This window comes from Jatrophihabitans endophyticus, from assembly GCF_900129455.1.
Taxonomy (GTDB): domain Bacteria; phylum Actinomycetota; class Actinomycetes; order Mycobacteriales; family Jatrophihabitantaceae; genus Jatrophihabitans; species Jatrophihabitans endophyticus.
The window spans coordinates 831,025-854,443 of record NZ_FQVU01000001.1 but is presented as its reverse complement, the minus strand read 5'-3'; the positions used below and the strand labels follow the sequence as shown (position 1 = coordinate 854,443).

Genomic DNA, 23,419 nt, shown 5'->3' with positions numbered 1-23,419 from the left:
TGCGCGGCGGTGCCAGGTCAGGACGACGAGCGACGCTTCTTGATGCGCAGGGCGACGAAGACCACGGCCACGGCGCCGCCGACGATCAGTGCCGTCCGCTTCTTGTCCTCGGCCGCCTTGGCCACGACCGGCGCGCCAGCATGCTCGACCTTGCCGAGGGCCTGTTGCACCGGCGCCGGTGCGGACTGCTTCGCCGAGTCGTACTTGGCCGAGGCCTTCTCGCCGACCTCGTGCACCTTCTTGCCGGCCTGCGACTTGACGTCCAGCTTCGCGGCCAGCGCGTCGGCGGTCTCCGCCAGCTGGGCGCGGGTCTGCTCGATGTCGGCCTTGATCTCGTCGGGGTTCTTGGGGGCACCGTCCTGCGGCGCCCCGGCGGCACCCGCGGTGGCCGCGTCCTTCGCCCGGTCGGCGCTCGTGTCGGCGCTCGTGTCGGCGCGCTTCGTGGCATCACCCTGGGGTGCCCCGGCGGCGCCGGCGGTGCTCGTCTCGTCGCTCATCGCTTCCCTCGCTTGGTCGCGGCCGTCGTGGTCATCGTGGTCATCGCTTGACGGCACCCTTCACGGCATCGACGTCGGCCTGGACGCTGTGGATCGCGTCGGTCGGCACCGGCGGACTGGCCTTGCTCACGTTGCTCTTGCCCACGAGAGCGAGCACACCGGCGATCAGCAGCAGCACCACGCCCACGATGACGGCGGCGAGCCAGGCATCGACGGCGGTGGCGAGGCCGAGCACGGCGGCGGCGATCAACACGCCGAGCGCGTAGAGGGCCAGCACGGCGGTGCCGCCGAAGGCTCCCGCGCCCACCCCGAGCTTCTTGCCCTTCTCCTTGGTCTCGGCCTGGGCGAGCGCGAGCTCGTCGCGCACGAGCCGCGACACCTGTTCGCTGAGCTGGGAGGCGAGCTGGCCGATGGACGCGTCGTCGGTGGCGGACCCGGCCGGCCGCGGTGCTGATGACGTCATGCCGGATGAGTCCCCACTCCGGCCCCGAAAGTAACGGTGTACGGGGCGGCGGGACAGATCGTCCCGTGACCGGGTATCCCCTCCGGCGTCGGCAACGGACGGGACGGGTGACGTGACGCATCGGGGTTACGAGCGCGACGAGTCGGCGGCGCATCGCTTCGACCGCAACTACGCCGAACTGCTGCAGGAGCTGCGGGTCGCGCAGACCGGCGTGCAGATCCTCTTCGCGTTCCTGCTGGGCATCGCCTTTCAGCAACGCTTCACCACACTGTCGGACGCCGAGCGGACCCGCTACGTCGTCACCCTCGCGAGCGCTGCCTTCGCGGCCGTCCTGCTCATCGCTCCCGTCGCCGCCCACCGGGTGCTCTTCGCGAGGCACCGCAAGGACGAGCTCGTGATGATCACGGGGCGATTGGCCGTCGCCGGACTCGCGTTCCTCGGGATCGCGATCGTCTGTGCGGTGCTGCTCATCACCACCGTCGTCGTCGGCATCGGGTGGGGCATCGGCATCACCGGCGCGCTCGGTCTGGTCACGGTCGTCACCTGGGTGGTGATGCCGGCGGCCGTCGTCCGCCGCCCCGACACCGACGACGATCCGGCGCGCGGGCGGAGCCGGCCCGGACAGCACCACTAGTCGGTGCGGTCGGCTCCGGTCCGGTAGCGCGGGTTGGTCCGGGGTCGTCGGTGGGGGTCGAGCCAGGGTGGAGGGAGCCAGGCGGGTCGGCCGTCTCTCATGACCGATTGCCAGCCTTGTCTCTGGTGGTGTCGGTGGTGGTGGCCGCAGACGAGGGTGCCGTTGGCGATGGTCGTCGGGCCGCCTCGGGCGTGGTCGATCACGTGGTGGGCTTGGGTCCAGGCCGGGGGGACGTCGCAGCCGGGGAAGGTGCAGCCGCCGTCGCGGGCGATCAGGGCGAGGCGCTGGGTCTCGGTGAACAGTCTGCGCGCATCGGTGTGGCCGGTGACCGCGCCGTGCCCGTCGAGATCGACGTTCATCACCCGGGTGTCGCCGCCGGAGAGGCGGATGGCCTCCCGGGTGGGGAGGATCGCGCCGTGACCCGTCGTCGTGACGCCGCCGCCGGTCTGCCAATCCTCGGCCGACGCGGTCAACAACACCGTCGTGGAGATGCCCGCGACGGTCGGAAGCAGTTCGGCCCGCTGCACGAGATCGAGGGCGTCGAGCAGGCCGTCGTGGCGGCGCTGCCCCGCGGTGCGCGGATCCCGCACCCCGCCTTCGGCGGGTCTCGGCGCGGCCAAGGCGTCCAGTACGGTGAGCAGCCGTTCGGCCAGCTCGGCGGTCGCCTCGCCGGTGATCGACGCGGACCCGTCGGGGCGTTGCCGGATCGTCAGGTCCCGGTGCCGCTCGCGGTAGGCGACGTCGGCCAGGGTGCCGTCCTGATCGAGCAGCGTCGTCACCCGCAGCGCGAGCGTCCCCAACTGGTGCGGATCGAACTGCTCGGCGTACTCGACCAAGTCCTGTTCGACGCGGGCGCCGTGCTCGACCTGCACCACGTCGGGCAGCCGCTCCACGGCGGCGACGATCGTCTGTGCATGGCGGGGTGAGATCGTGCCCTCGGCCTGCGCGGCCGCGACCCGCGGGAACGGCGCCGGCACCACCTCACCGGTCAACGTGGTCACCGGCGCCGCCGCCGACGCGGCAGCCACCCGCGCCACCGCCTCGCGCGGATGCACCCGCAACAGCGCCCGCACGAACGCCGCCGTGTTCCGCGCCCCGTACGTGAACGGCAACCCCCGCCGCTCCGCCTCCGCCACGAAGCGATGCTCCATCGCCGCGAGCCGGTTCCGCAGCCGCTCCACCTCACGCCAGGTGTCCAGCAGGCAGGACTCGTCCCACGACGACAGCTCGGTAGTCAGCAGCGAGTCCGCCGCGTCACCGAGCGTTGTGGTCATGCGTTCGATTCTACCGTCGGACAAGACACTCGACAACCGTCGAGACCGGCCTGTGGACGGACGAGGATTGTGCGCCCGGGTTCTCCGTCGTCGTCACCGAGGGACGGTGCAGAAAGCCTGCTGTTGACGCGTAGGAGAAAACCTACCTATTGTGGTGGCATGACCATCGGCACCGTGCAGGCGACGCTCGCCGACCCGGACGGCAACGGCTCCCCGCTGCGGACCGACCGCCGGTGCCCCGCCGCCTGAAGAGCGAGCCGCTGGACGACGTGTTCGGCGCGCTCGCGAACCCCACCCGACGAGAGATCCTCGACGCACTGCTCGGCGGCGACCACACGGCGGGCGACCTCGCCGGCCGGTTCGACATGGCCCGGCCGAGTGTGTCCGAACACCTGCGGACGTTGCGGGAGGCGGGTCTGATCGAGGAGCGACAGCAGGGTCGGCACCGCTTCTACCGCGTCACCGGGGAGCCGTTGGCAGAGCTCGTCGAGTGGCTCACACCGTACGAGCGGTTCTGGCGAGATCGGATGACCGCGCTGGGCGGTGTCCTCGACCGAATGGATGACGATGACGACTGACGAGACGACGACGACCGATGACCTCACCCGCATCGAGGTCGACCAGTACTTCCCGCACCCACCTGCGAAGGTGTGGCGCGCGCTCACCACGCCGGACCTGATGGCCGAATGGCTGATGCCCAACGACTTCCGACCCGTCGTCGGCACGAGGTTCGTCCTCCGTGCCCGCCCGGTCGCGCAGACCGGCTTCTCCGGGCTGATCGCCTGCGAGGTCCTGGATCTCGTGCCGCAGCAGCGGCTTCGGATCAGCTGGCGCGACGCGGACCCGTCGCACGCGATGGACACCACGGTCACCTGGACGTTGCACGCCGAGGGAGACGGCACCCGCCTCGTCCTCGAACACGCCGGATTCGACGCCGACGACCCGACTCAGCAACTCGCTCGCAGCTTCATGGGTGGTGGCTGGCGCGGCCCGGTGCTCGGTCGTCTGCTGGACCTGCTCCGACAGCCGGCGTGAGCCGACCGACGGGTCGCGAGGGCGTCAGTCGGCGGAGCGGTTGGCCGAGCGCGACTGCGCCCGGGCCGGCACCCGGCCCGCGGGCTGGCCCGGTGTCTCGGTCAACGGGGTGACGGCAGTCCACGACCGCTCGACGCTCGACCCGACGGCGACGTCGAGGTCCTCGCCCGCGCCACCGTCGGCTGCGTCGCCGGACAGATGTGTCACCGGCACGCTGCCCCCGTCGTCCGGATCGCCCTCGACGCGGTACGTCACCGAGTCGGGGCCGATCGCGACGCGCAGATGGTGACCGCGGTAGCGCACCGTGAAGTCGAGACCGTGCCAGCCGGGTGGGAGCTGCGGGCGGAAGGTGAGCCGGTCGCCGTGGTCGCGCATGCCGCCGAATCCCGCCACGACCGCGAGCCACCCCCCGGCGAGCGACGCGATGTGCAGACCGTCGCCGCCGTTCTTGTTCAGATCGTGCAGATCCATGAGCGCGGCCTCGGCGAGGTAGGCGGTGGCGAGCTCCAGGTGCCCGACCTCGGCCGCGACGACCGCCTGGGTGCACGCCGACAGTGACGAGTCGCGGACGGTGAGCGGTTCGTAGTAGGCGAAGTCGCGCGCCTTCTCCTCGGCGGTGAACCGGTCGCCGGCCCAGTGCAGCGCGAGCGCGAGGTCGGCCTGCTTGACGACCTGCTTGCGATAGAGGTCGAAGTACGAGTCGTTGAGCAGCAGCGGATACGCGTGATCGCGGTCGGACGCCGCGAAGTCCCACACGTCGAGCGCGGTGAAGCCGCGGGACTGCTCGTGCACCCCGTGCCGTTCGCTGTAGGGGATCGCGACGGTGTCGGCGGCGCGCCGCCACTCGGCGGTCTCGTCCTCCGTGACCCCGAGCTCCTGCGCCTGGTCGTGCCAGCGGGCGACCACGTCGGCCGCGCCGGTGAGGTTCTGCGCGGCGAGCAGGTTGGTGTAGACGTTGTCGTGCGAGACGGCGCTGTACTCGTCGGGTCCGGTGACGCCGTCGATGTGGAAGCAGCCGTCCTCGCCGTGGTAGCCGAGCGAGCGCCACAGCCGCGCGGTCTCCACGAGCACGGGCAGCGCGACCTCGCGTTCGAAGTTCTCGTCACCGGTCCAGCGCAGGTAGCGCAGCACCGCGGCCGCGACGTCGGCGTTGACGTGGAAGGCGGCCGTGCCCGCGGGCCAGTACGCGGAGCACTCGTGGCCACGGATGGTGCGCCAGGGGAACGTCGCACCGGACAGGTGCAGTGTGCCGGCGCGTTCGCGGGCCTGCTGGAGGGTCGCCGCACGCCAGCGCAGCGCATCGGCGGCGGCGTCGGGATCGGTGGCCGTGAGCAGCGGGAGGACGAACATCTCGGTGTCCCAGAAGGCGTGCCCGTCGTAGCCCGGACCGGTCAGCCCCTTGGCCGGGATCGCCCGCTGCTCGGCGCGCGCCCCGGCCTGGAAGGAGTGGAAGATGCCGAAGCGGACGGCCTGCTGCAGCTCGTCGTCGCCGTCGATGCGGACGTCGGCACCGTCCCAGAACTTCGCGAACTCGTCTTCCTGTTCGCGTTTCACACCGTCCCAGCCGGCGTGCAGGGCGCTCACCATGGCGGCGGTGACCTGGTCGCGCAGGGCCGGCACCGAACGCTGGCTGGACCAGCCGTAGGAGACGAACTTGGTGACGTCGAGCTCGTCGTCGGGTTCGAGCGCGGTCGAGAAGGTGTAGCGCGCCCAGTCGTCCTCGACCGCGAGCTCGGTGATGTTGCCGTCGGGACTGTGCACGACGTGGTCCATGAGCGCGGCCATCTGCAGCCTGCTGCCCTCGGTGCGGTGCACCAGCAGTGCGCGGGCGTGCTTGCCGCCCTTCTCGACCGCCTTGAGCGCGTGCTCGACGACCGCGGCCACCCGCGGGTCCTTCGACTGCGCCGGCACGTGCTCGTTGGCGACGAGCTCGGACTGCATGACGACCCGCACGCGCTTGTCGACCGCCGTGACGCGGTAGCGGATCGCGACGAGCGAACGGCGCCGCAGCGAGACGAGACGACTGGTGTGCAACCGCACGTGCGTCCCCGACGGCGAGCACCAGACCAGCTCGCGCTCGAGCACGCCGCGCTTCATGTCCAGGGTGCGCTCGTGACTCTCGATCGTGCCGTAGCGCAGATCGAGCGGCTCGTCGTCGACGAGCAGCCGGATCAGCTTGCCGTTGGTCACGTTGAGCACCGTCTGGCCCGACTCCGGGTAGCCGTAGCCGGCTTCGGCGTAGGGCAGCGGCCGGGTCTCGTAGAACGAGTTCAGGTACGTGCCCGGCAGCCCGCTCGGATCGCCCTCGTCGAGGTTCCCGCGCAGGCCCACGTGACCGTTGGACAGCGCGAACAGCGACTCGGACTGCGGCAGGAACGACTGGTCCAGCCCCACCTCGCGGATGAGCCAGGGGTCGACCGGGAAGCGGCCGTCGCGAGGCGATCGGTCGGTGATGTCGTGGGTCACAGCAGGTCGTCCAGGTCGTCGACGACGACGCTGGCGCCGTGCTTGCGCAGCTCGTCGGCATGCCGGTCGTCGATCCGGTTCACGCCGACGACGTAGCCGAACTCGCCGCGCCGGCCGGCCTCCACACCGGACGTCGCGTCCTCGAACACGACGGCGGCGGCGGGCTCGGCGTCGACGAGCTTCGCGCCGGCGAGGAAGGAGTCGGGGGCGGGCTTGCCCTTGATCCCCTCCTCGCGGATCGTCACGCCGTCGACGCGACCCTCGACCAGTTCGGCCAGGCCGGTCACCTTCAGCACGTCGGCGGTGTTGGCGCTCGACGACACCACGATGCGGCGCAGCCCGGCGTCGCGGGCGGCTTCGAGGTAGCGGCGCGAGCCCTCGAAGACCTTCACGCCGTCGCGCTTGATCCGGCCCAGCACGTCGTCGTTCTTGCGGTTGCCGATGCCGTTGACGGTGCGCTTGTCGTCCGCGTCGTCCGCCTCGCCCTCGGGGAGGTGGATGTCGCGCGAGGCGAGGAAGTCGCGCACGCCGTCGAGGCGGGGCTTCCCGTCGACGTACTCCGCGTAGTCGTCGGCGGTGAACTCGCCCTGGCCCTCGTCGGCGAGCACGGGGTCGAAGGTCGCCTTCCACGCGGCGCGGTGGACGGCGGCGGTGTCGGTGAGCACGCCGTCGAGGTCGAAGAGGCAGACGGAGATTCCGTCCGGGAGTCCCAGAGGCACGGGGGGAGCGTGCCCGCCGCGCCTTGACCTCAACCGGGATCGTCACGGCGACTGCGGCCCGCGGCCATCGCTGCCGCCGCCACTACTTCAGCGGTGCCGGCGCGCGATGGCCTCGTGGTGACGGACGACCTCGGCGACGATGAACGTCAGGAACTGCTCGGCGAACGCCGGGTCGAGGTGGGCGTCGTCGGCGAGTGCGCGCAACCGCGCTATCTGCCGTTCCTCGCGACCGGGGTCGGCCGCGGGCATCCCCGTGCGCGCCTTCAGCTCGCCGACGGCGCGGGTCAGCTTGAACCGTTCGGCGAGCAGGTGGACGAGGGCCGCGTCGAGATTGTCGATGCTGCCCCGCAGCTCGGCGAGACGGTCGGCGACGGCAGGGTCTCGCTCGTCGGTGGGGCCGGAGGTCACGTCACGACCGTACGAGACGCCGGGTGGCGTCGACGCGGACGGTCACCCCGACGTGGTCGAGGTGCTCGAGCAGCGGGATCGCGACGCGGCGGGTGGTGCCGAGCGCCTGGCGCGCGGCGCTGGCGGTGAACGGCTGCTCGAGACCGGCGAGGACGGTCGTGGCGCGGGCGGCGGCGTCGGCGGCGAGGACGACGTCCCCGCCGAGACGCACCACCAGCCCGGCCTTCGCCGCCGCAGCGAGCTGGCGGGGCCCGAGCCCGAGCTCGGCGAGCTCGTCACGTTCGGGGGCCGCGAACGGAGCGCCGGCGAGCCGGTCGACGAGGGCGCGGATGCCGGGATGGACGTCCTGCGGGGCGGGGCGTGCGCCCGGCTGCTCCACCCGGCCGTCGCCTACCCGCAGCCCCGCGGCGGCCACGACGGCGCGGACGAGCACCGCGTCGTCGGGCAGTGCGAGCGCACGGCCGAAGGCGCCGAGGCTGGGGGAGGGGTCCAGCGGATGCGACCGCGCCCGGGTGGCCAGCACCGCCGGCGCGTTCGCGACCCAGCGCCGCCAGGTCGGATCGGCCACCAGCCAGTCGCCGAGCGCGCGTACCGCACCCGGAGCGAGGTCCGCCTCGCCGACCGGCACGCCCAGCCGTGCGAGGTGGTCCCGGCGTGCGACGCCCCGGCGACCCACCTCGACGGTCACGTCCGGCGTTCCGGTGGCGCCCACGAGCTCGCCGGCCCGGGCCCGCGCGGCGCCGCGCCGACGCAGTGACGGCGGATCGGCGTCCAGCACGAGGACGCCGGCGGCCACCGCCTGCCGGCCGGGATCGCGCAGCACGGCGCGGTCGCCCGCGCGCAAGGGCAGCGCCTCGGCCAGCGTGAGGCGGGCGAGGGTGGCGGACGGGTCCAGGGGCCGGACCCGCACGGGCACCGCCGCCGTCCCGACGTGCAGGACGAGCTCGGCCGGCAGGGCGTCCTCGGTGGCGGTGAGCCGGACGTCGAGCGCGTCGGTGCGGTGCCAGGCGTCGGGGGTGAGCAGGACGTCGCCACGGCCGACGGCGTCGGGCTTGGTGCCGCGGAGGTTGAGCGCGACCCGCGCCACCCCGTCGACGCGGTCGAGCTCGGTGCCGGTGCTCTGCACGCCGCGGACCGTCACCGTGCCCTCGCGCAGGGCGAGCGTGTCACCCACCCCGACCGAGCCGGCCGCGAGCGTCCCCGTCACGACGGTGCCGGCACCCCGAATGCTGAAGCTCCGGTCGAGCCAGAGCCGAACCGGGGCGAGGGCGTCCGGCAGGGGGAGCGAGGCCACCAGCCGGTCGAGGGCCGTCCGCAGCGCGGCGAGCCCGGCGCCGGTCGCCCCGGAGACCGCGACCGCGTCGACGGTGCCGAGGCTGGTCGCCGCCAGCCGGGCCGCCGCGTCCGCGAGGGCCGGGGCGGGATCGGCCAGGTCGGCCCGGGTGACGGCGAGGACCGCGTGCCGGACCTGCAGCGCGTCGATCGCGGCCAGGTGCTCGCCGGACTGCCGCGACCACCCCTCGTCCGCGGCGACGACGAACAGCACCGCCGGCGCCGGGCCGAGGCCGGCCAGCATGTTGGCGATGAAGCGCTGGTGCCCGGGGACGTCGACGAACGCGATCTCCTCGTCGGACGGGAGCGTCGTCCACGCATAGCCGAGGTCGATGGTGAGGCCACGCCGCCTCTCCTCGGCGAAGCGGTCGGGCTCCATGCCGGTGAGGGCGCGCACGAGCGTCGACTTGCCGTGGTCGACGTGCCCGGCGGTGGCGAGGACGTGCACTACCCCGCCGCCCGGCGAGCGGCCGCGACGGCCGCGACGAGGACGTCGTCGTCGTCGGGGTCGACGCAGCGCAGGTCGAGCAGCAGCCGGTCGTCCAGGATCCGGCCCACCACGGGCGGTTCGCCGGTGCGCAGCGCCGGTGCCAGCGCCGCCGGCAGCGACACGGCCCAGCCGGCGAGCGTCGTCCCGGGCGCGCTGCCGCCGCCGACCGCGCCGTCGTGCGTCGCCACCTCGCCGCCGACGCCCCGGGCAACGCGGCCGCATCGCTGTTCGAGGCCGTGGGCGTCGGCGGTCAGCGCCCGCCAGGTCGGGTTGGCCGGCATCCGGACGGTGGCCTCGAGGGCGGCGAGGGTGAGCTTGTCGACGCGGAACGCGCGGTAGAGCGGATGCCGGCGCAGCGTCGCGATCATCTCGGCGGTGCCGAACAGCAGACCCGCCTGCGGACCGCCGAGCAGCTTGTCACCGCTGCAGGTGACGACGGCGGCACCCGCAGCGACCGCGCCCGCGACATCGGGTTCGTCGGGCAGCAGCGGGTGCGGGGCGAGCAGTCCGCTGCCGACGTCCACGATCACCGGCGGCGTCAATGCGGCGAGCTCGCGCACCGCCACCGAGCCGGTGAAGCCCTCGATGCGGAAGTTGCTCGGGTGCACCTTGAGGATCGCCCCGGTGCCCGGGCCGACCGCCGCGGCGTAGTCCGCGACGGTCACCCGGTTCGTCGTCCCCACCTCCCGCAGCCGGACGCCGGTGGACTCGACGAGGTCCGGGAGCCGGAACCCGTCGCCGATCTCCACCATCTCGCCGCGGCTGACCACGACCTCGCGCCCGCCCGCCAGCGCGGTGGTGGCGAGAGCGAGCGCGGCCGCGCCGTTGTTGGCCACGAGCACCCCGCCCGCGCCGGGCACCGCGGCGGCCAGCGCCGCGAGCGCGCCCCGACCGCGCGGTGCGCGCCGGCCCGTGGCGAGGTCGAACTCCACGTCGGTGTACCCGGCCGCGGCGCCCACGGCGGTCAGCGCCTCGGCCGACAGCGGCGCCCGGCCGAGGTTCGTGTGCAGCACCACGCCGGTCGCGTTGATCACCCGGCGCGGCGGCGTCGGGAGTCGCCGTACGACGACGTCGGCCACGTCACCGGGATCGCCGGCCACGAGCGTCCCGGCCCGCACGTCGGCCAGTGTCTCGGCGACGACGCGCTTCACGTCCGCGCGGCCGAGGCGCGCCGCCGCGGCGACGAGGCGCGGATCGGCCAGCACGGCGTCGGTGCGCGGCACCGCGCGGCGCGGGTCGGTCATGCGCGCGTCCTCCAACGTGGTCCGTGGCGGAGGCGGACGGGAATCGAACCCGCCGAACCGAGTTGCTCGGCTCCACCGGTTTTGAAGACCGGGAGGGCCACCAGGCACCTGTACGCCTCCGCGCACGACCGTACCCAGCCGCACGACCGGCGATCAGCCCGAGCGCGACTCCGCCCGCACCGAGCCTCGGGTGACGAGCCGGACCAGCACCACCGTCGCAGCCATGCCCGCCGCGGCGACGAGCGTGCGCCACAGCGGCGCGGCGCCGACGACCCGCACCACGCCCACGATCGCGACGAAGAGCACGACACGGTCGACGGCCTCGAGCATCCAGGGGCGCAATCGCCGCACGGCCCAGGCCGTCCTGGTCAGCTGCTCCACGACCCCGATGACGAGGCCGGCGCACAACCCGGCCAGCACGTCCCCCACCACGGCGCCAGTGTCTCCGGGCCCCCGTCCGAGCGTCAACGGACGCGACCCGGCGGCGGTCAGCCGCGTCCGTCGCGGCCGACCCGGTTGTGGACGAGACACCGCGATCGTGTAAGTTTCGTGTTAGGAATGACGATCCCATGGATGGGGACCCGCATGACGACACGACGCACGGCCCTCCGCACGTCGGTGCACACCACCCGCTGGGGACGGTGTGCCGCGGCCGTCGCCCTCGGCGCCGCGACCGCCGCGACGCTCGTCGTCGCCACCCCGGGAGCGCCCGCCGCGGCCGCACCGAACGCTCCGTCGGGGACGGTCACCGCCGCCGTGAAGGCCGCCCGCGACTGGCTCGCATCCGGCGGTGCGCTCTGGGGCGACCACGCGGCGGACAAGGCTGCCGTGAGCACGGGGCAGTACGCCGCGGCCACCGACCCGGGCTCGCTGTACACCGTCGAGCGCGCCATCGGCGCCCGCCGGGTGTGGGCGAGCAACGACAGCGCCGGCCACGCCGTCACCGGCAAGGGAATCGCCGTCGCCCTGCTCGACTCCGGCGTCGCCCGCGTGTCCGGGTTGGACGGCCAGGGGAAGGTCACCTACGGGCCGGACCTCTCCGTCGAGACCAACGGCGTGCTCGACGGCGCCGACACCTACGGCCACGGCACGCACCTGGCCGGCATCATCGCCGGCCGCGACACCGCCGCGAAGTCGGCCAAGCTCGCCACCCAGGACCCGAACACCCAGCTCGGTGTCGCTCCCGACGCCCAGGTCGAGGCGCTCAAGCTGGCGACGACCGACGGCAGCACCGACGTCAGCCAGGTCATCGCCGGTCTCGACTGGATCGTCCAGCACCCGGTCACGGCCGACGGGACGCGCATCCGTGTCGTCAACCTCGCGTACGGCACCGACTCGGTGCAGCCCTACCAGGTCGACCCGCTCGCCGCGGCGGTCGAGAACGCGTGGCGTCACGGCCTCGTGGTCGTGGTCTCGGGCGGCAACGAGGGGCGTTCCGCGGGGCGGCTCACCGATCCGGCCACCGACCCCTACGTCCTCGCCGTCGGCGCGTCCGACGGCGGTGACACGGTCGCCGGCTGGGCCACGCCGTCGGTGGCGGACTTCAGCAGCTCCGGTTCGGCGCAACGACACGTCGACCTCCTCGCGCCGGGACGCTCCGTCGTCTCGCTGCGCGACCCGGGCTCCTTCGTGGACACGAACCACCCCGAGGGACGGGTGGACGGCGACAGCGCCGGCCGGCTGTTCCGCGGCAGCGGCACGAGTCAGGCCGCCGCAGTCGTCTCGGGCGCGGTGGCGCTGCTGCTGCAGGCCTACCCGAACCTGACGCCGGACCAGGTCAAGTACGTGCTCACACGCAGCGCGACCGACGTGGCCGCCGCTCCGGCCGACGCCGGCGCCGGCCAGCTGAACATCGCCTCCGCGCTGGACCTCGCCCGGTCGATGACCAGCCTCCTGGGACGCCTCACCACCGCGTCCGTGACGCAGAGCTGGCCGGCGGCCACGGGCACCGGCTCGCTCGACGCGGCCCGCGGTGGCAGCCGGCTCGTCGATGCCGAGGGCACCGAGCTCGCCGGCGAGATCGACGTGCAGGGGCAGCCCTGGGACGGCGCGACCTGGTGGGCAGCCGCGTCCGCGGCGAACGCGTGGGACGGCGGCTCGTGGAACGGCGCGATCTGGACCGGCACCGGGTGGCGAACCGGCTCCTCCTGGGACGCGGCGCGCTGGTCGTCCGCCCGCTGGTCGTCGGCACGGTGGTCGGACGCGGACTGGGACTCGGCTCGCTGGTCGTCCGCCCGCTGGTCGTCCGCTCGCTGGTCGTCCGCTCGCTGGTCGTCTGCCCGCTGGTCGGACGCGGACTGGGACTCCGCGCGCTGGTCCGCCGCCGCCTGGGCCTAGCGCATGAGCTCCACGTCGCGGGCCCGGCGCCGCACGACGCAGCTGAGCGTCGCGCTCGCCGCCGGGGCGATCGCCATCGCCGTCGGGTACCGCCAGCCTGCCACCCTGAGCACGTCGACGAGCACCTGGTTGCTCGGCGCGGCCCTGTTCGTGGGGTTCCTGCTGGGTGAGCAGTTCCTGCTCAACATCGAGTTCCGCAGGCAGGCCCACTCGCTCACGCTCGGCGGCATCCCGCTCGTCCTGGGCGCGCTGCTGGTGCCGCTGCCCGTGGTGCTCGCCGCACGTGTCCTCGGCGCCGGAACGGCGCTCGCGATCCAGCGGATGCGGCCGGAGAAGACGTTCTTCAACCTGTCCATGTACGGCTTCGAGGCCGCGGTCGACACCGCGGCGATCCACGCACTGGTGGGCACGCGGAGCGGGCCCGATCTCGGGCTCGCCGCCGTCGCACTGCTGGTCACCGTCGCCGTCGACCAGCTGATGAGCTGCGCGGTCCTGGCCGTCATCCGCATGCACAACGGGCCGCTCTCGCGCCGCGACGTGGCGGAGGTCCTCGTCCCCGCCGCCGTGCTCGCGACGGTGACGATGTCGGCGACGTTCGGGATCGTGCTGCTCGCCGGGGCGGGCGTGGTGGGGTGGGTCGTCGTCGTCGTGACGGCGGGCTCGGCCATCGCGATGTACCGCGGCTTCCTCGTCGCCTCGCGGCGTCACACCAAGCTGGAGACCATCCACGAGTTCGTCACGGGCAGCGCCGGCACCGCGTCGCTCACCGCCACGACCGAGGATCTGCTGGCGCGCGTGCGGACGCTGCTCCGGGCGGCCCGGGCCGAGGTCACGGTCCTCGACGCGGAGACCGGCGTCGACCAGCGCGCCGGGGCCAAGGCCACCCGCTTCACCAGCGACGAGTCCGGCTTCAGCGCGGCCGTCGTCGAACAGGCCGCCCTCGACTGGACCGCCATGCGTGCGGTGACCGACAACGAGTCGCTCGTCGTGCCGCGCACGACCCGCGACCGGGCGCTGCGCAAGTGGCTGACCGAGCGCGGCTACCGCGACGCGATGGTCGCTCCGCTGCCCGGCGCGGCCGGCCTCGGTGGCGTCATCACCGTGACCGACCGCATGGGCGACCTCGCGAGCTTCACCGACGACGACCTGCGGCTGCTGCAGACCTTGACGAGCCATTTCGCGGTGGCCGGTGAGCGCGCGCAGATGGTGGAGCGGCTGGCCTACGACGCGACCCACGACACCCTGACCGGCTTGGCCAACCGGGCCCGGCTGACCCGCAGCATCCTCGAGACCCCGATCGGCGACGGGACGCGCACGGCGGTGCTGCTGCTCGACCTCGACGAGTTCAAGGAGGTCAACGACAGCCTCGGGCACGGTGCGGGCGACCAGTTGCTGCAGGTGGTGGCCGACCGGTTCGCCGCCGCGCTGCCGGCCGACGCCGTCGCGGCCCGGCTCGGCGGCGACGAGTTCGCGGCGTGCTTCTCACTGGCCGCCGACGACGCCGCGTCGGCCGTTTGCATCGCCGAGCAGATCGTCGCCGCTCTCGCCGAGCCCATCGTGATCGACGAGGTCGTCCTCGCTGCGGCGGCGAGCATCGGCATCGCGACCAGCGTCGACCCGGCGCTGTCGAAGGACCTGCTCCGTCACGCGGACACCGCCATGTACGCGGCGAAGCGCGGCGACGACCGGGTGGCCGTCTACGACGCGCGCATGGAGCGCGACCGTACGGAGAAGCTGGCGCTGCTGGCTGACCTGCGGACCACCCTGCAGGAGCATCCGGAACGCATCGCCGTGTACTTCCAGCCGCAGATCGACCTCGCCAGCCGCTCGGTCTGCAGCGCCGAGGCCCTGGTTCGCTGGCATCACCCCACCCTCGGCGTCGTGTCGCCCGACCGCTTCATCCCGCTTGCCGAGACGGCCGGCCTCATCGACCAGTTCACCCCGCTCATCCTGGACGCGGCGCTGCACGAGTGCCGCGCCTGGGCCGAGTCCGGCCGCGACATCGGGGTGGCCGTCAACCTGTCCGCGCGCAACGTCGGCGATCCGCGTCTGCCGCAGCAGGTGGCCGCCGCCCTGCGCCGCGCCGGAGTGCCCAGCTCGTCGCTGACCATCGAGATCACGGAGAGCAGCGTCATCGCCGACCCGGCGCAGACCCTCAGCGTCCTCGCGCGGCTGGCCGCGCAGGGTGTGCGGATCTCGCTGGACGACTTCGGCACCGGGTACTCCAGCCTGTCCTACCTGCAGCGGCTGCCAGTGCAGGAGGTCAAGATCGACCGCTCCTTCGTGTTCGGGCTGGCCCAGCAGGAGGACGCGCGCAACAGCCGCGCGCTGATCAGCGCCATCACCAGCCTGTGCCGCAGCCTCGACCTGCACGTCGTGGCCGAGGGGGCAGAGCTGGCCGAGATGCTCGACGAGCTGCGCGTCCTCGGCTGCGACGTCGCGCAGGGGTACGTGATCGCCCGGCCGTTGAGTGCGCCGGACTTCGCCCGCTGGCTGGACGAGAGCGCGTTCGCCGGCTCGCCGCGGCCGCGTCTGCTGGACGACCGGGCGTCGGCCTGACCCGTGCGGTGCCGGCGGTCTGCCGCGCCGCGCGCCCGGCCGGGAAAGACGGCGGGAGCAGGGTCTGGTCGCCGCCGACCGCACACCCGCACGCCGCGTACGGTCGAGCGGGTGACGAAGACCGACGCCGTCCGCCTCACGCAGTACGCCCACGGTGGGGGCTGCGCCTGCAAGATCCCGCCGGGTGAGCTCGAGGACGTGGTCCGCGACCTCGTCGGGCCGCCGTCGCCGGACCTGCTCGTGGGGCTCGACGACGGCGACGACGCGGCGGTGGTGGTGATCGACGAGCGCACCGCGGTGGTCACGACCGCGGACTTCTTCACCCCGGTGGTGGACGACGCCTACACCTTCGGCCGCATCGCCGCCGCCAACGCGCTGTCGGACGTCTACGCGATGGGCGGACGGCCGCTGGTCGCGGTGAACCTCGTCGGCTGGCCCCGCGACGTGCTGCCCACCGAGCTGCTGCGCGAGGTGCTGCGCGGCGGTCTGGACGTCGCACGGCAGGCGCGCTGCCACGTCGGCGGCGGTCACAGCATCGACGACCCCGAGCCCAAGTACGGCATGGCCGTCACCGGGGTGGCCGATCCGGCGCGGCTGCTGCGCAACGACGCGGCGCGTCCCGGCCTGCCCGTCAGCCTCACCAAGCCGTTGGGCGTCGGCGTGCTCAACAACCGGCACAAGAGCACCGGCGAGGTCTTTCCCCAGGCGATCGAGTCGATGGTCGCGCTGAACGCCGATGCGTCGGTGGCGGCGCTGGCCGCCGGGGCCGAGGCGGCCACCGACGTCACCGGTTTCGGGCTGCTCGGCCACCTCTACAAGCTCGCGCGGGCGTCCGGGGTATCGGCGGTGGTCCACGCGGCCGCCGTCCCGTACCTCGACGGTGCCCGTGACGCGCTCCGCGACGGCTTCGTCAGCGGCGGCACGAAGCGCAACCTGGACTGGGTGCGCCCGCACCTCGCGGCCACCGTGCCCGAGGACGAGCTGCTGCTGCTCGCCGACGCCCAGACCAGCGGCGGCCTACTCGTGGTCGGCGAGGTGCCGGGCGCCCCGGTCGTCGGCGAGACGGTCGCGGCCGGCGACACCGTGCTCACCGTCCGCTGACCCGCCAGCTTGCCGTGGTGCGGGCTTGGCCCCATGCGCGCGCGGTGATCGGCGAGGTTGGCCCCATGTGCGCGCGGTGTCGAAGATCGACTGGCCGCGCTCGCGTGGGGCCAACCCGACGTGGTGAGCGGGTCGGAGCTCGCGTCGCGGCGCCGGCGGGCGGGTGGGTCACGCCTCCCGCTCGGCAATGCGCTCGCGCTGCGGGACGACGGTGTACTTCGGGTCGCGAGCCGACGCCTGCCCGGCCTCGAAGATGCCGAACCGGGTGCAGGCCGAGCCCAGTACCAGCGCGGCCCCGCCGGCCACGGCGGCGACGCGGGAGCGGCCCCCGAGCAGCGCGCCGACCAGGGCACCGCCCGCGGTGAGGGCCTTGCTGGCTCGCAGCAGTGCGCCCGCCCGCCCCTCGTGCAGCGGCTCGGCCGTCACACCCATGGACGACTCCATGACGCGCTCCGCGACGAGCTCGGCGACGGCACCGGCCGCGGCCAGCCGACGGGCGGGGCCGGCCTCGGCCGGCGGCCCGGCCAGCATGCCGAGACCGCCCGCCGCGGCGGCCGCCGAGCCGACGAACACGAACGGCAGCTCGCGGTAGGCCTCGTGCCACGACGGTGTGGCGGTGTCGGCGAGCAGCACGGCGGTGTAGGACGCGACGGCCGGCGCGGCGACCGCGGCCGCGAAGCCGGCAGAGGGCGCGAGCGCCGAGAGCAACCGCACCGTCCACCGCAGCGACCGCGGCAGGTACGGGCGGACCAGCTCGCCTAGCTCGGCCGCTCCGGCGATCCCCGCGGCGGGTCCGTACCCCATGAGGATCCAGGTGCCGGTGGACATCGGCGACGTCGGCTTGGCCACCCGCAGCATGTTGAGGAACCGCAGCGGCCTGCCGAGGTCGTGGACCAGCGCCCCGAAGCTCAGCGTGATCCCGGCGGCGGCGCCGAGCCGGCCGACCCGGCGTAGCCCCGGCCGGCCGGTGAGATCGGCACCCGCGGCCAGCAGCGACGAGCCGCCGGCGAGCCCGCCGAGGAACAGGTAGGCGGGGATGTCGGCCGTCCATGGCGCCACCTTGACGACCGGACGGCCGTAGTACGACGTGAACTCGACGTCCGGCACCATCGGCGCGCCGTCGGCGGAGCCCCGGCCGCGACCTCGGCCACGTCGCCGACCCCGCTCGGGCGCCTGCTCGGTCACCGCCGCCGCCCCAGGAACGAGGTGACGGCCGCGGCCAGCAGGCCTGCGGCGGCCAGCCCCGCCTGCCGCCACATCGCGGGCAGGTCACGGGTGGTGACGACCGGGTCCGGCGGCAGGCCGTAGACCTCCGGCTCGTCGAGCAGCAGGAACATCGCGCCGGCCCCGCCGATGCCGTCGTCGGGACTCTCCCCGTACAGGCGGGCGTCGGTCACCCCGCGCTCGTGCAGGGCCTCGACACGTCGTTGAGCGCGCTCGCGCAACTCGTCGAGATCGCCGAACTGGATCGACTCGGTGGGGCAGGCCTGCGCGCACGCCGGTGTCTTGCCCGCGCCGAGCCGGTCGTAGCACAGCGTGCACTTCTGGGCGATGCCGACGTTCTTCGTCCCCTTGTCGCCGATGCGCCGGTCGATGACGCCGAACGGGCAGGCGGGCACGCAGTAGCCGCAGCCGTTGCAGATGTCGTCCTGCACGACGACGGTGCCGAACTCCGTGCGGAAGAGCGACCCCGTCGGGCACACGTCCAGGCAGGCCGCGTGCGTGCAGTGCTTGCAGACGTCGGACGACATCAGCCACCGGAAGTCGGTGCGCTTGCCGTCGGGGTCGGCGGAGCCGGGGAGGTCGAACGACGGCATACCGAGCGAGACCTTGGTGGTGTCGGTGCCCAGCGCGGTGCGCTCACCGGTCAGCGCGTCGTCGGCGGCGGCGTTGACGGCGTCGGTGGCCGGGGGGCCGACCGGGGTGCCGCGCAGCCCCGGGTCGACCCCGGGCAGCTCCTTGGGCTGCTCGATGAACGCGACGTGCCGCCACGTGGAGGCGCCGAGCGCGCCGGTGTTGTCGTACGAGGACCCGAGCAGGTTGAACCCGTCGTCGGGGACGCCGTTCCACTCCTTGCAGGCGACCTCGCACGCCTTGCAGCCGATGCAGATCGACGTGTCGGTGAAGAAGCCCTTGCGCGGCGGCGGGTCCTCCCAGCCCGCCCGCTGCGCGACCCGGGGGTCGGGGTCGCGGCGATGCGACGCCATCAGCTCTCCGTCCGTCGCTGGTTGCCGGTCTCCACCGTGATGCCCGCGCGGCTCTGGTACTCCGCGACGTAGCGCAGCAGGGCCGGCCCGGTGGGGCGGCGCCCCGGTTGGATGTCGCAGGACGCGACCTTCGACTCCTGGATGTGCACGTTGGGGTCCAGGGTGACACCGAACAGGTCGTTCGCGGAGTCGCCGCTCACGAGTGCGGACGACCCCACGCCCCAGTGGTACGGCAACCCCACCTGATGGACGACCTTGGTGTCGCCGTCGGCCCCGATCCGCAGCGGCGTCATCCGATCGGTGACCAGCACCCGCGCCTCGATGGCCGTCCGGGCCGTCACGATGGTGGCCCAGCCGAGGTGCTGCAGCTGTCGTTCCCGTGCGAGCTCGGGCGATACCTCGCAGAAGAACTCCGGCTGCAACTCGGCCAGGAACGGCAGCCACCGGCTCATGCCGCCGGCCGTGTGGTGCTCGGTGAGCCGGTACGTGGTGAACACGTAGGGGAAGACGTCGGCGGCGAACTCCGGCGGCGACGGGTTCTGCAGGTTGTCCTTGCGTTTGAAGACCTGGCGGGTCGGGTTGGCCTGCTGCCGGTAGAGCGGATTGCGCACCGGCGACTCGGCCGGTTCGTAGTGCGCCGGCAGCGGGCCGTCGAGCAGCCCGGTCGGCGCGTAGAGCCACGCCTTGCCGTCGGCCTGCATGATGAACGGGTCGTCGCCGGCGAGGCCCTCGACCCCGCCCGTGCCGCGTTCCGGTCGGTAACCGGGCGCCTTGTCGGGGACGAAGTCGGGGATGTCGTGCCCCGTCCACTTGCCCTGTTCCTCGTCCCACCAGACGTAGGCCTTGCGCTCGCTCCACGGCCGACCCTCCGGGTCGGCGGAGGCCCGGTTGTAGAGGATGCGCCGGTTCGCCGGCCACGCCCAGCCCCATTCGGGCGCGACCCAGGACTGCTCACGGCCCGGCTTGCGACGCGCGGCCTGGTTCACGCCGTCGGCGTAGACGCCGGTGTAGATCCAGCAACCGCCCGAGGTCGACCCGTCGTCGGCCATCGCCAGGTACGAGTCGAGCGGCCGGCCGGCCTTGTCGCCGGCGAGGTGGCGACCGTTGATCTCCTGCAGGACCGCGTCGGCCGACGGGTCCGCGAGCGGGCCCTCGGTCGGGTAGTCCCAGGTGAGGTCCAGCAGCGGCCGGTCGCGCTCCTCGGTCGAGGTCGCCAGCCGCTCGCGCAGCTTGCGGCCGAGGTGGAAGAAGAAGTGCAGGTCGCTGCGACAGTCGCCCGGGGGCTCGATCGCCTTGTGGTGCCACTGCAGCACGCGCTGCGTCTGCGTGAACGTGCCGTCCTTCTCGACGTGGGACGCGGCCGGGAAGAAGAACACCTCGGTGCCGATGTCCTCAGTGCGCAGTTCGCCGGTCTCGATCTCCGGACCGTCCTTCCAGAACGTCGCCGACTCGATCATGTTCAGGTCGCGGACGACGAGCCACTTCAGGTGCGACATGCCCAGGCGCTGCATCTTCCCGTGCGCCGAGCCCACCGCGGGGTTCTGCCCGAGCAGGAAGTAGCCCTCGACCTCGTCGGCGAGCATGCCCATCACCGTGGGATAAGTGCTGTGGTCGCCGGTGAGCTTGGGCAGGTAGTCGAAGCAGTAGTCGTTGTCGGCCGTCGCGGCGTCGCCCCAGTACGACTTGAGCAGCGACACCGTGAATTTGCGTGCTTCTGCCCAAAAACCCTTCTGCGCAGGTGACGTGATGGTCGCGATGTAGTCGTCGAGCGTGTCGTGCTCGCCTGACTTGGGCATCGGCAGGTAGCCCGGCAGCAGGTTGAACAGGGTGGGGATGTCGGTCGAGCCCTGGATGCTGGCATGACCGCGCAGGGCGAGGATGCCACCGCCCGGCCGCCCCATGTTGCCCAGCAACAGCTGGATGATGGCCGAGCCGCGGATGTACTGCACGCCGACCGAGTGGTGCGTCCAGCCGACCGAGTACACCCAGGACGTCGTCCGCTCGCGATTGCTGTTGGCGGTGACGGCCTCGCAGACCTCGAGGAACTGCTCCACGGGGACGCCGCACACCCGTGCCACCATCTCTGGGCTGTACCGGGCGTAGTGACGCTTGAGGATCTGGAAAACGCAGCGCGGGTGTTGCAGCGACTCGTCGCGCTTGACCTCGGCGTGGTGCAGCGACGCGCCGTGCCCGCCCATCTCGTACGCCGCCCCGCGCTCGCGGCGCGACACGTCGCCCTCGCCCTCGCTGGTCTCGGCGCCGTCGGGTCCCTGCGCCTTCTCCTCGTCGGAGAGCTCGCGCTGCCCGCCGGCCGCGACCTCCTCGACCCCGTCGTACTGCCACGACGCGGTGTCGTAGGTGCCGGTCTCGGGGTCGTACCCGCTGAACAGGCCGTCGAGGTCCTCGGTGTCGACGAAGTCCGCGCCGACGATCGTCGAGGCGTTCGTGTACGCCTTCACGTACTCGTCGAACCACTTCCCGTTGCTCAGGATGTAGTTGACGATCCCGCCCAGGAACGCGATGTCGCTACCGGCCCGCAGCGGGACGTGCAGGTCCGACACCGCCGACGTCCGCGTGAACCGCGGGTCGATGTGGATGACCTTGGCGCCGCGCTTCTTCGCCTCCATCACCCACTGGAACCCGACCGGGTGGCACTCGGCCATGTTCGAGCCCTGGATGACGATGCAGTCGGAGTGCTGCAGGTCCTGCTGGAAGGTGGTGGCCCCGCCACGACCGAAGGAAGCCCCCAGACTGGGGACGGTGGCGCTGTGTCAAATCCGGGCCTGGTTCTCGATCTGCACGGCACCCATGGCCGTGAAGATCTTCTTGATCAGGTAGTTCTCCTCGTTGTCCAGCGTCGCGCCGCCGAGCGCGGCGATCCCGAGCGTGCGTCGGACGGTCTTGCCCTCGCACTCGTCCTGCCAGGTGCGAGACCGGGTGTCGAGGATGCGGTCGACGAGCATGTCGGTGGCCGTCTCGAGATCGAGCGGTTCCCACTCGGTCGCGTAGGGCCGCCGGTAGAGCATCGCCGTCTGCCGGCCGGGGGAGTTGACGAGCTGCTCGCTCGCCGAGCCCTTCGGGCAGAGCCGACCGCGCGAGATGGGGGAGTCGTGGTCACCCTCGATCTGGACGACCTTCTCGTCCTTGACGTACACGCGCTGGCCGCAGCCGACGGCACAGTAGGGGCAGATGCTCTTGACGACACGGTCGGCGGTCTCGGTGCGGGCCACCCGCTCACGCGTGGCGGCCGACTGCGCGGCGGCGCCGCGACCGAGACGGTCGGCGCCGGTCAGCTGCCGGACGACCGGCCAGCCGAGGAACGTCTTGCCCAGAGCCACCGGGTTCCCCCACGAGGTCGGCGCCGTTCGTCTCGACGCGGTGACGACGCTACCCCCTGATCGGGCGAAGTGATCGCCGGGACGCGGCGTTCCCGTGCTGCGGCCGGGGTAAGCCGCCCGACGTCGGACGCTGACCTGCGGAGAGGAACGTCGACATGAGCTACAACGCGCCCCCTGCCGTCGCGGCGGCCGCCGTCGCGAGCGGGACGACCAAGACGCTGCTGCCGCCGCCGAAGGCGCTGATCGGCGGCTTCCTCGCCGGCGCCTACATCGCGTTCGGAGGCCTGCTGGCGATCGTGGCATCGTCCGGGCTCGACCCGAAGACGTGGGGCGGGCTGGTCACGGTCGTCACCGGTCTCGTGTTCAGCCTGGGCCTCATCCTCGTCGTGATCGGCGGTGCCGAGCTGCTGACCGGCAACATGGCGCTGGGCCCGATGGCCGTGTTCGCCGGCAAGGTCAGCGTGGTGCGGGTGCTGCTGAACTGGCTCTGGGTCACCATCGGCAACTTCGCCGGGTCGTTGTTCGTGGCCTACGTGCTGGCCGACAAGACGGGCGTGATCAAGCAGGGGGCACCCGGGTCGGCGGGGTCGTCCTGGATCCGGCTGCAGGCCATCGCCGCCGGCAAGGGCATGACCGAGACCCACCTGGAGCAGTTCCTGCGCGCGCTGGGCTGCAACTGGCTGGTGTGCCTCGCCGTCTGGCTCGCCCTCGCGGCCACCACCGTCGGCGGCAAGATCCTCGCCATCGTCTTCCCGATCACCGCGTTCGTCGCGCTCGGCTTCGACCACGTCGTCGCCAACATGTTCTTCCTGCCGCTCGCGATCTTCGAGAACACCGGCATCACCGGCGGCGACATGGTGCTGAACCTGATCTTCGCGTTCCTCGGCAACGCCGTCGGGGCCGGCGTGTTCGTCGGCGGCGCCTACTACTACCTCTACCTGAAGGACGCGCCGGCCGACTGAGCCAGCCGGTGGATCTTCCGGCGGGCGGATCCTCCTGCGAATGCCGCGTCGTCCTGCGCCGGAGGATCGCCGGACGGCGCTACGACTGCAGCAGGTCGAGACCCCGGCTCATCGGACGGTCAGGCCTTCTGCAGGGCGTCGGGTTTGTGAACGGCCTCGCCGCCGTTGTCGCTCTTCACCAGGTACTGCGGCTCGTCCTTGCTCGCCTTGACCGTGCGGCCACCCGCCTCGGTCTCGCTCGTGATCTTGCGGACGACCTTGCCCGTGGCCTCACTGCCGTGGCTCGCCCACGTCACCCGGTCGCCCTCATGGAAGTCGCTCATGCGACAGCTCTACCCGGACGACGTGTTCGC

The 23,419-nt window shown here is 72.8% G+C and carries 20 protein-coding genes and 1 tRNA gene; 7 read left to right on the top strand and 14 right to left on the bottom strand.

The features are described 5' to 3' along the window. Positions 1-17: 17 nt before the first annotated feature. On the bottom strand, positions 18-497 hold the full coding sequence (locus BUE29_RS04000; RefSeq protein ID WP_073386186.1) for a DUF3618 domain-containing protein: 480 nt from the start codon (positions 495-497) through the stop codon (positions 18-20). Positions 498-537: 40 nt separating this feature from the next. Continuing rightward, positions 538-960 (bottom strand): phage holin family protein, encoded by a 423-nt coding sequence (locus tag BUE29_RS03995; RefSeq protein ID WP_073386184.1) that lies wholly within the window; start codon positions 958-960, stop codon positions 538-540. A 112-nt stretch (positions 961-1,072) separates the two neighbouring features. Here BUE29_RS03995 and BUE29_RS03990 point away from each other — a divergent pair, with 112 nt between their 5' ends. Further along, a complete protein-coding gene (locus tag BUE29_RS03990; protein WP_073386182.1) occupies positions 1,073-1,594 on the top strand; it encodes a DUF6328 family protein in 522 nt (173 codons plus the stop codon). Here BUE29_RS03990 and BUE29_RS03985 read toward each other — a convergent pair. Next, positions 1,591-2,868, bottom strand: a complete 1,278-nt coding sequence (locus BUE29_RS03985) for an HNH endonuclease signature motif containing protein (protein ID WP_073386180.1) — start codon at positions 2,866-2,868, stop codon at positions 1,591-1,593. The genes BUE29_RS03990 and BUE29_RS03985 overlap by 4 nt on opposite strands. A 233-nt stretch (positions 2,869-3,101) precedes the next feature. Here BUE29_RS03985 and BUE29_RS03980 point away from each other — a divergent pair, with 233 nt between their 5' ends. After that, positions 3,102-3,446, top strand: coding sequence for an ArsR/SmtB family transcription factor (locus BUE29_RS03980; protein WP_073386177.1), 345 nt, complete (start codon positions 3,102-3,104; stop codon positions 3,444-3,446). After that, positions 3,436-3,903, top strand: coding sequence for an SRPBCC family protein (locus BUE29_RS03975; RefSeq protein ID WP_073386999.1), 468 nt, complete (start codon positions 3,436-3,438; stop codon positions 3,901-3,903). Before BUE29_RS03980 ends, BUE29_RS03975 begins: the two co-directional genes overlap by 11 nt. Positions 3,904-3,927: 24 nt before the next feature. On the opposite strand, the gene BUE29_RS03970 is transcribed toward BUE29_RS03975, so the two are convergent. The 7 genes from BUE29_RS03970 to BUE29_RS03940 all read right to left on the bottom strand — a co-directional run bounded on the left by BUE29_RS03970 (position 3,928) and on the right by BUE29_RS03940 (position 10,994). Continuing rightward, positions 3,928-6,369 carry a glycoside hydrolase family 65 protein gene (locus BUE29_RS03970; RefSeq protein WP_234971337.1) on the bottom strand — a complete coding sequence of 814 codons (2,442 nt, stop codon included), beginning with the start codon at positions 6,367-6,369 and terminating at the stop codon, positions 3,928-3,930. Beyond that, the gene (locus BUE29_RS03965; protein WP_073386174.1) at positions 6,366-7,088 is read right to left on the bottom strand and encodes a beta-phosphoglucomutase family hydrolase; all 723 of its coding nucleotides are present in this window, start codon (positions 7,086-7,088) and stop codon (positions 6,366-6,368) included. The genes BUE29_RS03970 and BUE29_RS03965 overlap by 4 nt, the downstream gene beginning before the upstream one ends. Positions 7,089-7,175: 87 nt before the next feature. Next, on the bottom strand, positions 7,176-7,496 hold the full coding sequence (locus BUE29_RS03960; protein ID WP_073386171.1) for a chorismate mutase: 321 nt from the start codon (positions 7,494-7,496) through the stop codon (positions 7,176-7,178). A gap of 1 nt (position 7,497) precedes the next feature. Further along, entirely contained in the window at positions 7,498-9,276 is a 1,779-nt protein-coding gene (locus tag BUE29_RS03955) for a selenocysteine-specific translation elongation factor (RefSeq protein WP_073386168.1), read from the bottom strand. Continuing rightward, a complete protein-coding gene (gene selA, locus BUE29_RS03950) occupies positions 9,276-10,562 on the bottom strand; it encodes an L-seryl-tRNA(Sec) selenium transferase (RefSeq protein ID WP_073386165.1) in 1,287 nt (428 codons plus the stop codon). Before selA ends, BUE29_RS03955 begins: the two co-directional genes overlap by 1 nt. A 24-nt stretch (positions 10,563-10,586) precedes the next feature. Continuing rightward, positions 10,587-10,682 (bottom strand) — tRNA-Sec (locus BUE29_RS03945). Positions 10,683-10,715: 33 nt separating this feature from the next. Then, positions 10,716-10,994 carry a hypothetical protein gene (locus BUE29_RS03940; protein ID WP_073386162.1) on the bottom strand — a complete coding sequence of 93 codons (279 nt, stop codon included), beginning with the start codon at positions 10,992-10,994 and terminating at the stop codon, positions 10,716-10,718. Between the two features lie 153 nt (positions 10,995-11,147). Here BUE29_RS03940 and BUE29_RS03935 point away from each other — a divergent pair, with 153 nt between their 5' ends. The 3 genes from BUE29_RS03935 (at position 11,148) to selD (ending at position 16,559) form a co-directional block, all read left to right on the top strand. After that, positions 11,148-12,899 carry a S8 family serine peptidase gene (locus tag BUE29_RS03935; RefSeq protein WP_073386160.1) on the top strand — a complete coding sequence of 584 codons (1,752 nt, stop codon included), beginning with the start codon at positions 11,148-11,150 and terminating at the stop codon, positions 12,897-12,899. 3 nt (positions 12,900-12,902) lie between these two features. After that, complete coding sequence (locus BUE29_RS03930) at positions 12,903-15,458, top strand: putative bifunctional diguanylate cyclase/phosphodiesterase (protein WP_073386157.1); 2,556 nt, start codon at positions 12,903-12,905, stop codon at positions 15,456-15,458. 111 nt (positions 15,459-15,569) lie between these two features. Further along, the gene (gene selD, locus BUE29_RS03925; protein WP_073386154.1) at positions 15,570-16,559 is read left to right on the top strand and encodes a selenide, water dikinase SelD; all 990 of its coding nucleotides are present in this window, start codon (positions 15,570-15,572) and stop codon (positions 16,557-16,559) included. Between the two features lie 168 nt (positions 16,560-16,727). Here selD and nrfD read toward each other — a convergent pair whose 3' ends face one another. From nrfD to fdh, 3 genes are all read right to left on the bottom strand, one after another. Beyond that, on the bottom strand, positions 16,728-17,669 hold the full coding sequence (nrfD, locus tag BUE29_RS03920; protein WP_084180660.1) for an NrfD/PsrC family molybdoenzyme membrane anchor subunit: 942 nt from the start codon (positions 17,667-17,669) through the stop codon (positions 16,728-16,730). A 71-nt stretch (positions 17,670-17,740) separates the two neighbouring features. Continuing rightward, positions 17,741-18,766 (bottom strand): 4Fe-4S dicluster domain-containing protein, encoded by a 1,026-nt coding sequence (locus BUE29_RS03915; protein WP_073386148.1) that lies wholly within the window; start codon positions 18,764-18,766, stop codon positions 17,741-17,743. Then, entirely contained in the window at positions 18,766-22,104 is a 3,339-nt protein-coding gene (gene fdh, locus BUE29_RS03910) for a formate dehydrogenase (protein ID WP_407657310.1), read from the bottom strand. Before fdh ends, BUE29_RS03915 begins: the two co-directional genes overlap by 1 nt. A 155-nt stretch (positions 22,105-22,259) precedes the next feature. On the opposite strand from fdh, the gene BUE29_RS03900 reads away from it, so the two are divergent. After that, positions 22,260-23,066: a formate/nitrite transporter family protein gene (locus tag BUE29_RS03900; RefSeq protein ID WP_073386143.1), complete on the top strand. Its 807-nt coding sequence runs from the start codon at positions 22,260-22,262 to the stop codon at positions 23,064-23,066. A gap of 119 nt (positions 23,067-23,185) precedes the next feature. Here BUE29_RS03900 and BUE29_RS03895 read toward each other — a convergent pair whose 3' ends face one another. Then, positions 23,186-23,389, bottom strand: coding sequence for a hypervirulence associated TUDOR domain-containing protein (locus BUE29_RS03895; protein ID WP_073386141.1), 204 nt, complete (start codon positions 23,387-23,389; stop codon positions 23,186-23,188). Positions 23,390-23,419: the final 30 nt, after the last annotated feature.

Excerpts from the sequence above, each read along its gene's own strand:
- BUE29_RS04000 (WP_073386186.1), bottom strand. The coding sequence starts at position 497 with ATGAGCGACGAGACGAGCACCGCCGGCGCCGCCGGGGCACCCCAGGGT.
- BUE29_RS03995 (WP_073386184.1), bottom strand. The coding sequence starts at position 960 with ATGACGTCATCAGCACCGCGGCCGGCCGGGTCCGCCACCGACGACGCG.
- BUE29_RS03985 (WP_073386180.1), bottom strand. The coding sequence starts at position 2,868 with ATGACCACAACGCTCGGTGACGCGGCGGACTCGCTGCTGACTACCGAG.
- BUE29_RS03975 (WP_073386999.1), top strand. The coding sequence starts at position 3,436 with ATGACGACTGACGAGACGACGACGACCGATGACCTCACCCGCATCGAG.
- selA (WP_073386165.1), bottom strand. The coding sequence starts at position 10,562 with ATGACCGACCCGCGCCGCGCGGTGCCGCGCACCGACGCCGTGCTGGCC.
- BUE29_RS03935 (WP_073386160.1), top strand. The coding sequence starts at position 11,148 with ATGACGACACGACGCACGGCCCTCCGCACGTCGGTGCACACCACCCGC.
- BUE29_RS03930 (WP_073386157.1), top strand. The coding sequence starts at position 12,903 with ATGAGCTCCACGTCGCGGGCCCGGCGCCGCACGACGCAGCTGAGCGTC.
- nrfD (WP_084180660.1), bottom strand. The coding sequence starts at position 17,669 with ATGGTGCCGGACGTCGAGTTCACGTCGTACTACGGCCGTCCGGTCGTC.
- BUE29_RS03915 (WP_073386148.1), bottom strand. The coding sequence starts at position 18,766 with ATGGCGTCGCATCGCCGCGACCCCGACCCCCGGGTCGCGCAGCGGGCG.
- BUE29_RS03900 (WP_073386143.1), top strand. The coding sequence starts at position 22,260 with ATGAGCTACAACGCGCCCCCTGCCGTCGCGGCGGCCGCCGTCGCGAGC.
- BUE29_RS03895 (WP_073386141.1), bottom strand. The coding sequence starts at position 23,389 with ATGAGCGACTTCCATGAGGGCGACCGGGTGACGTGGGCGAGCCACGGC.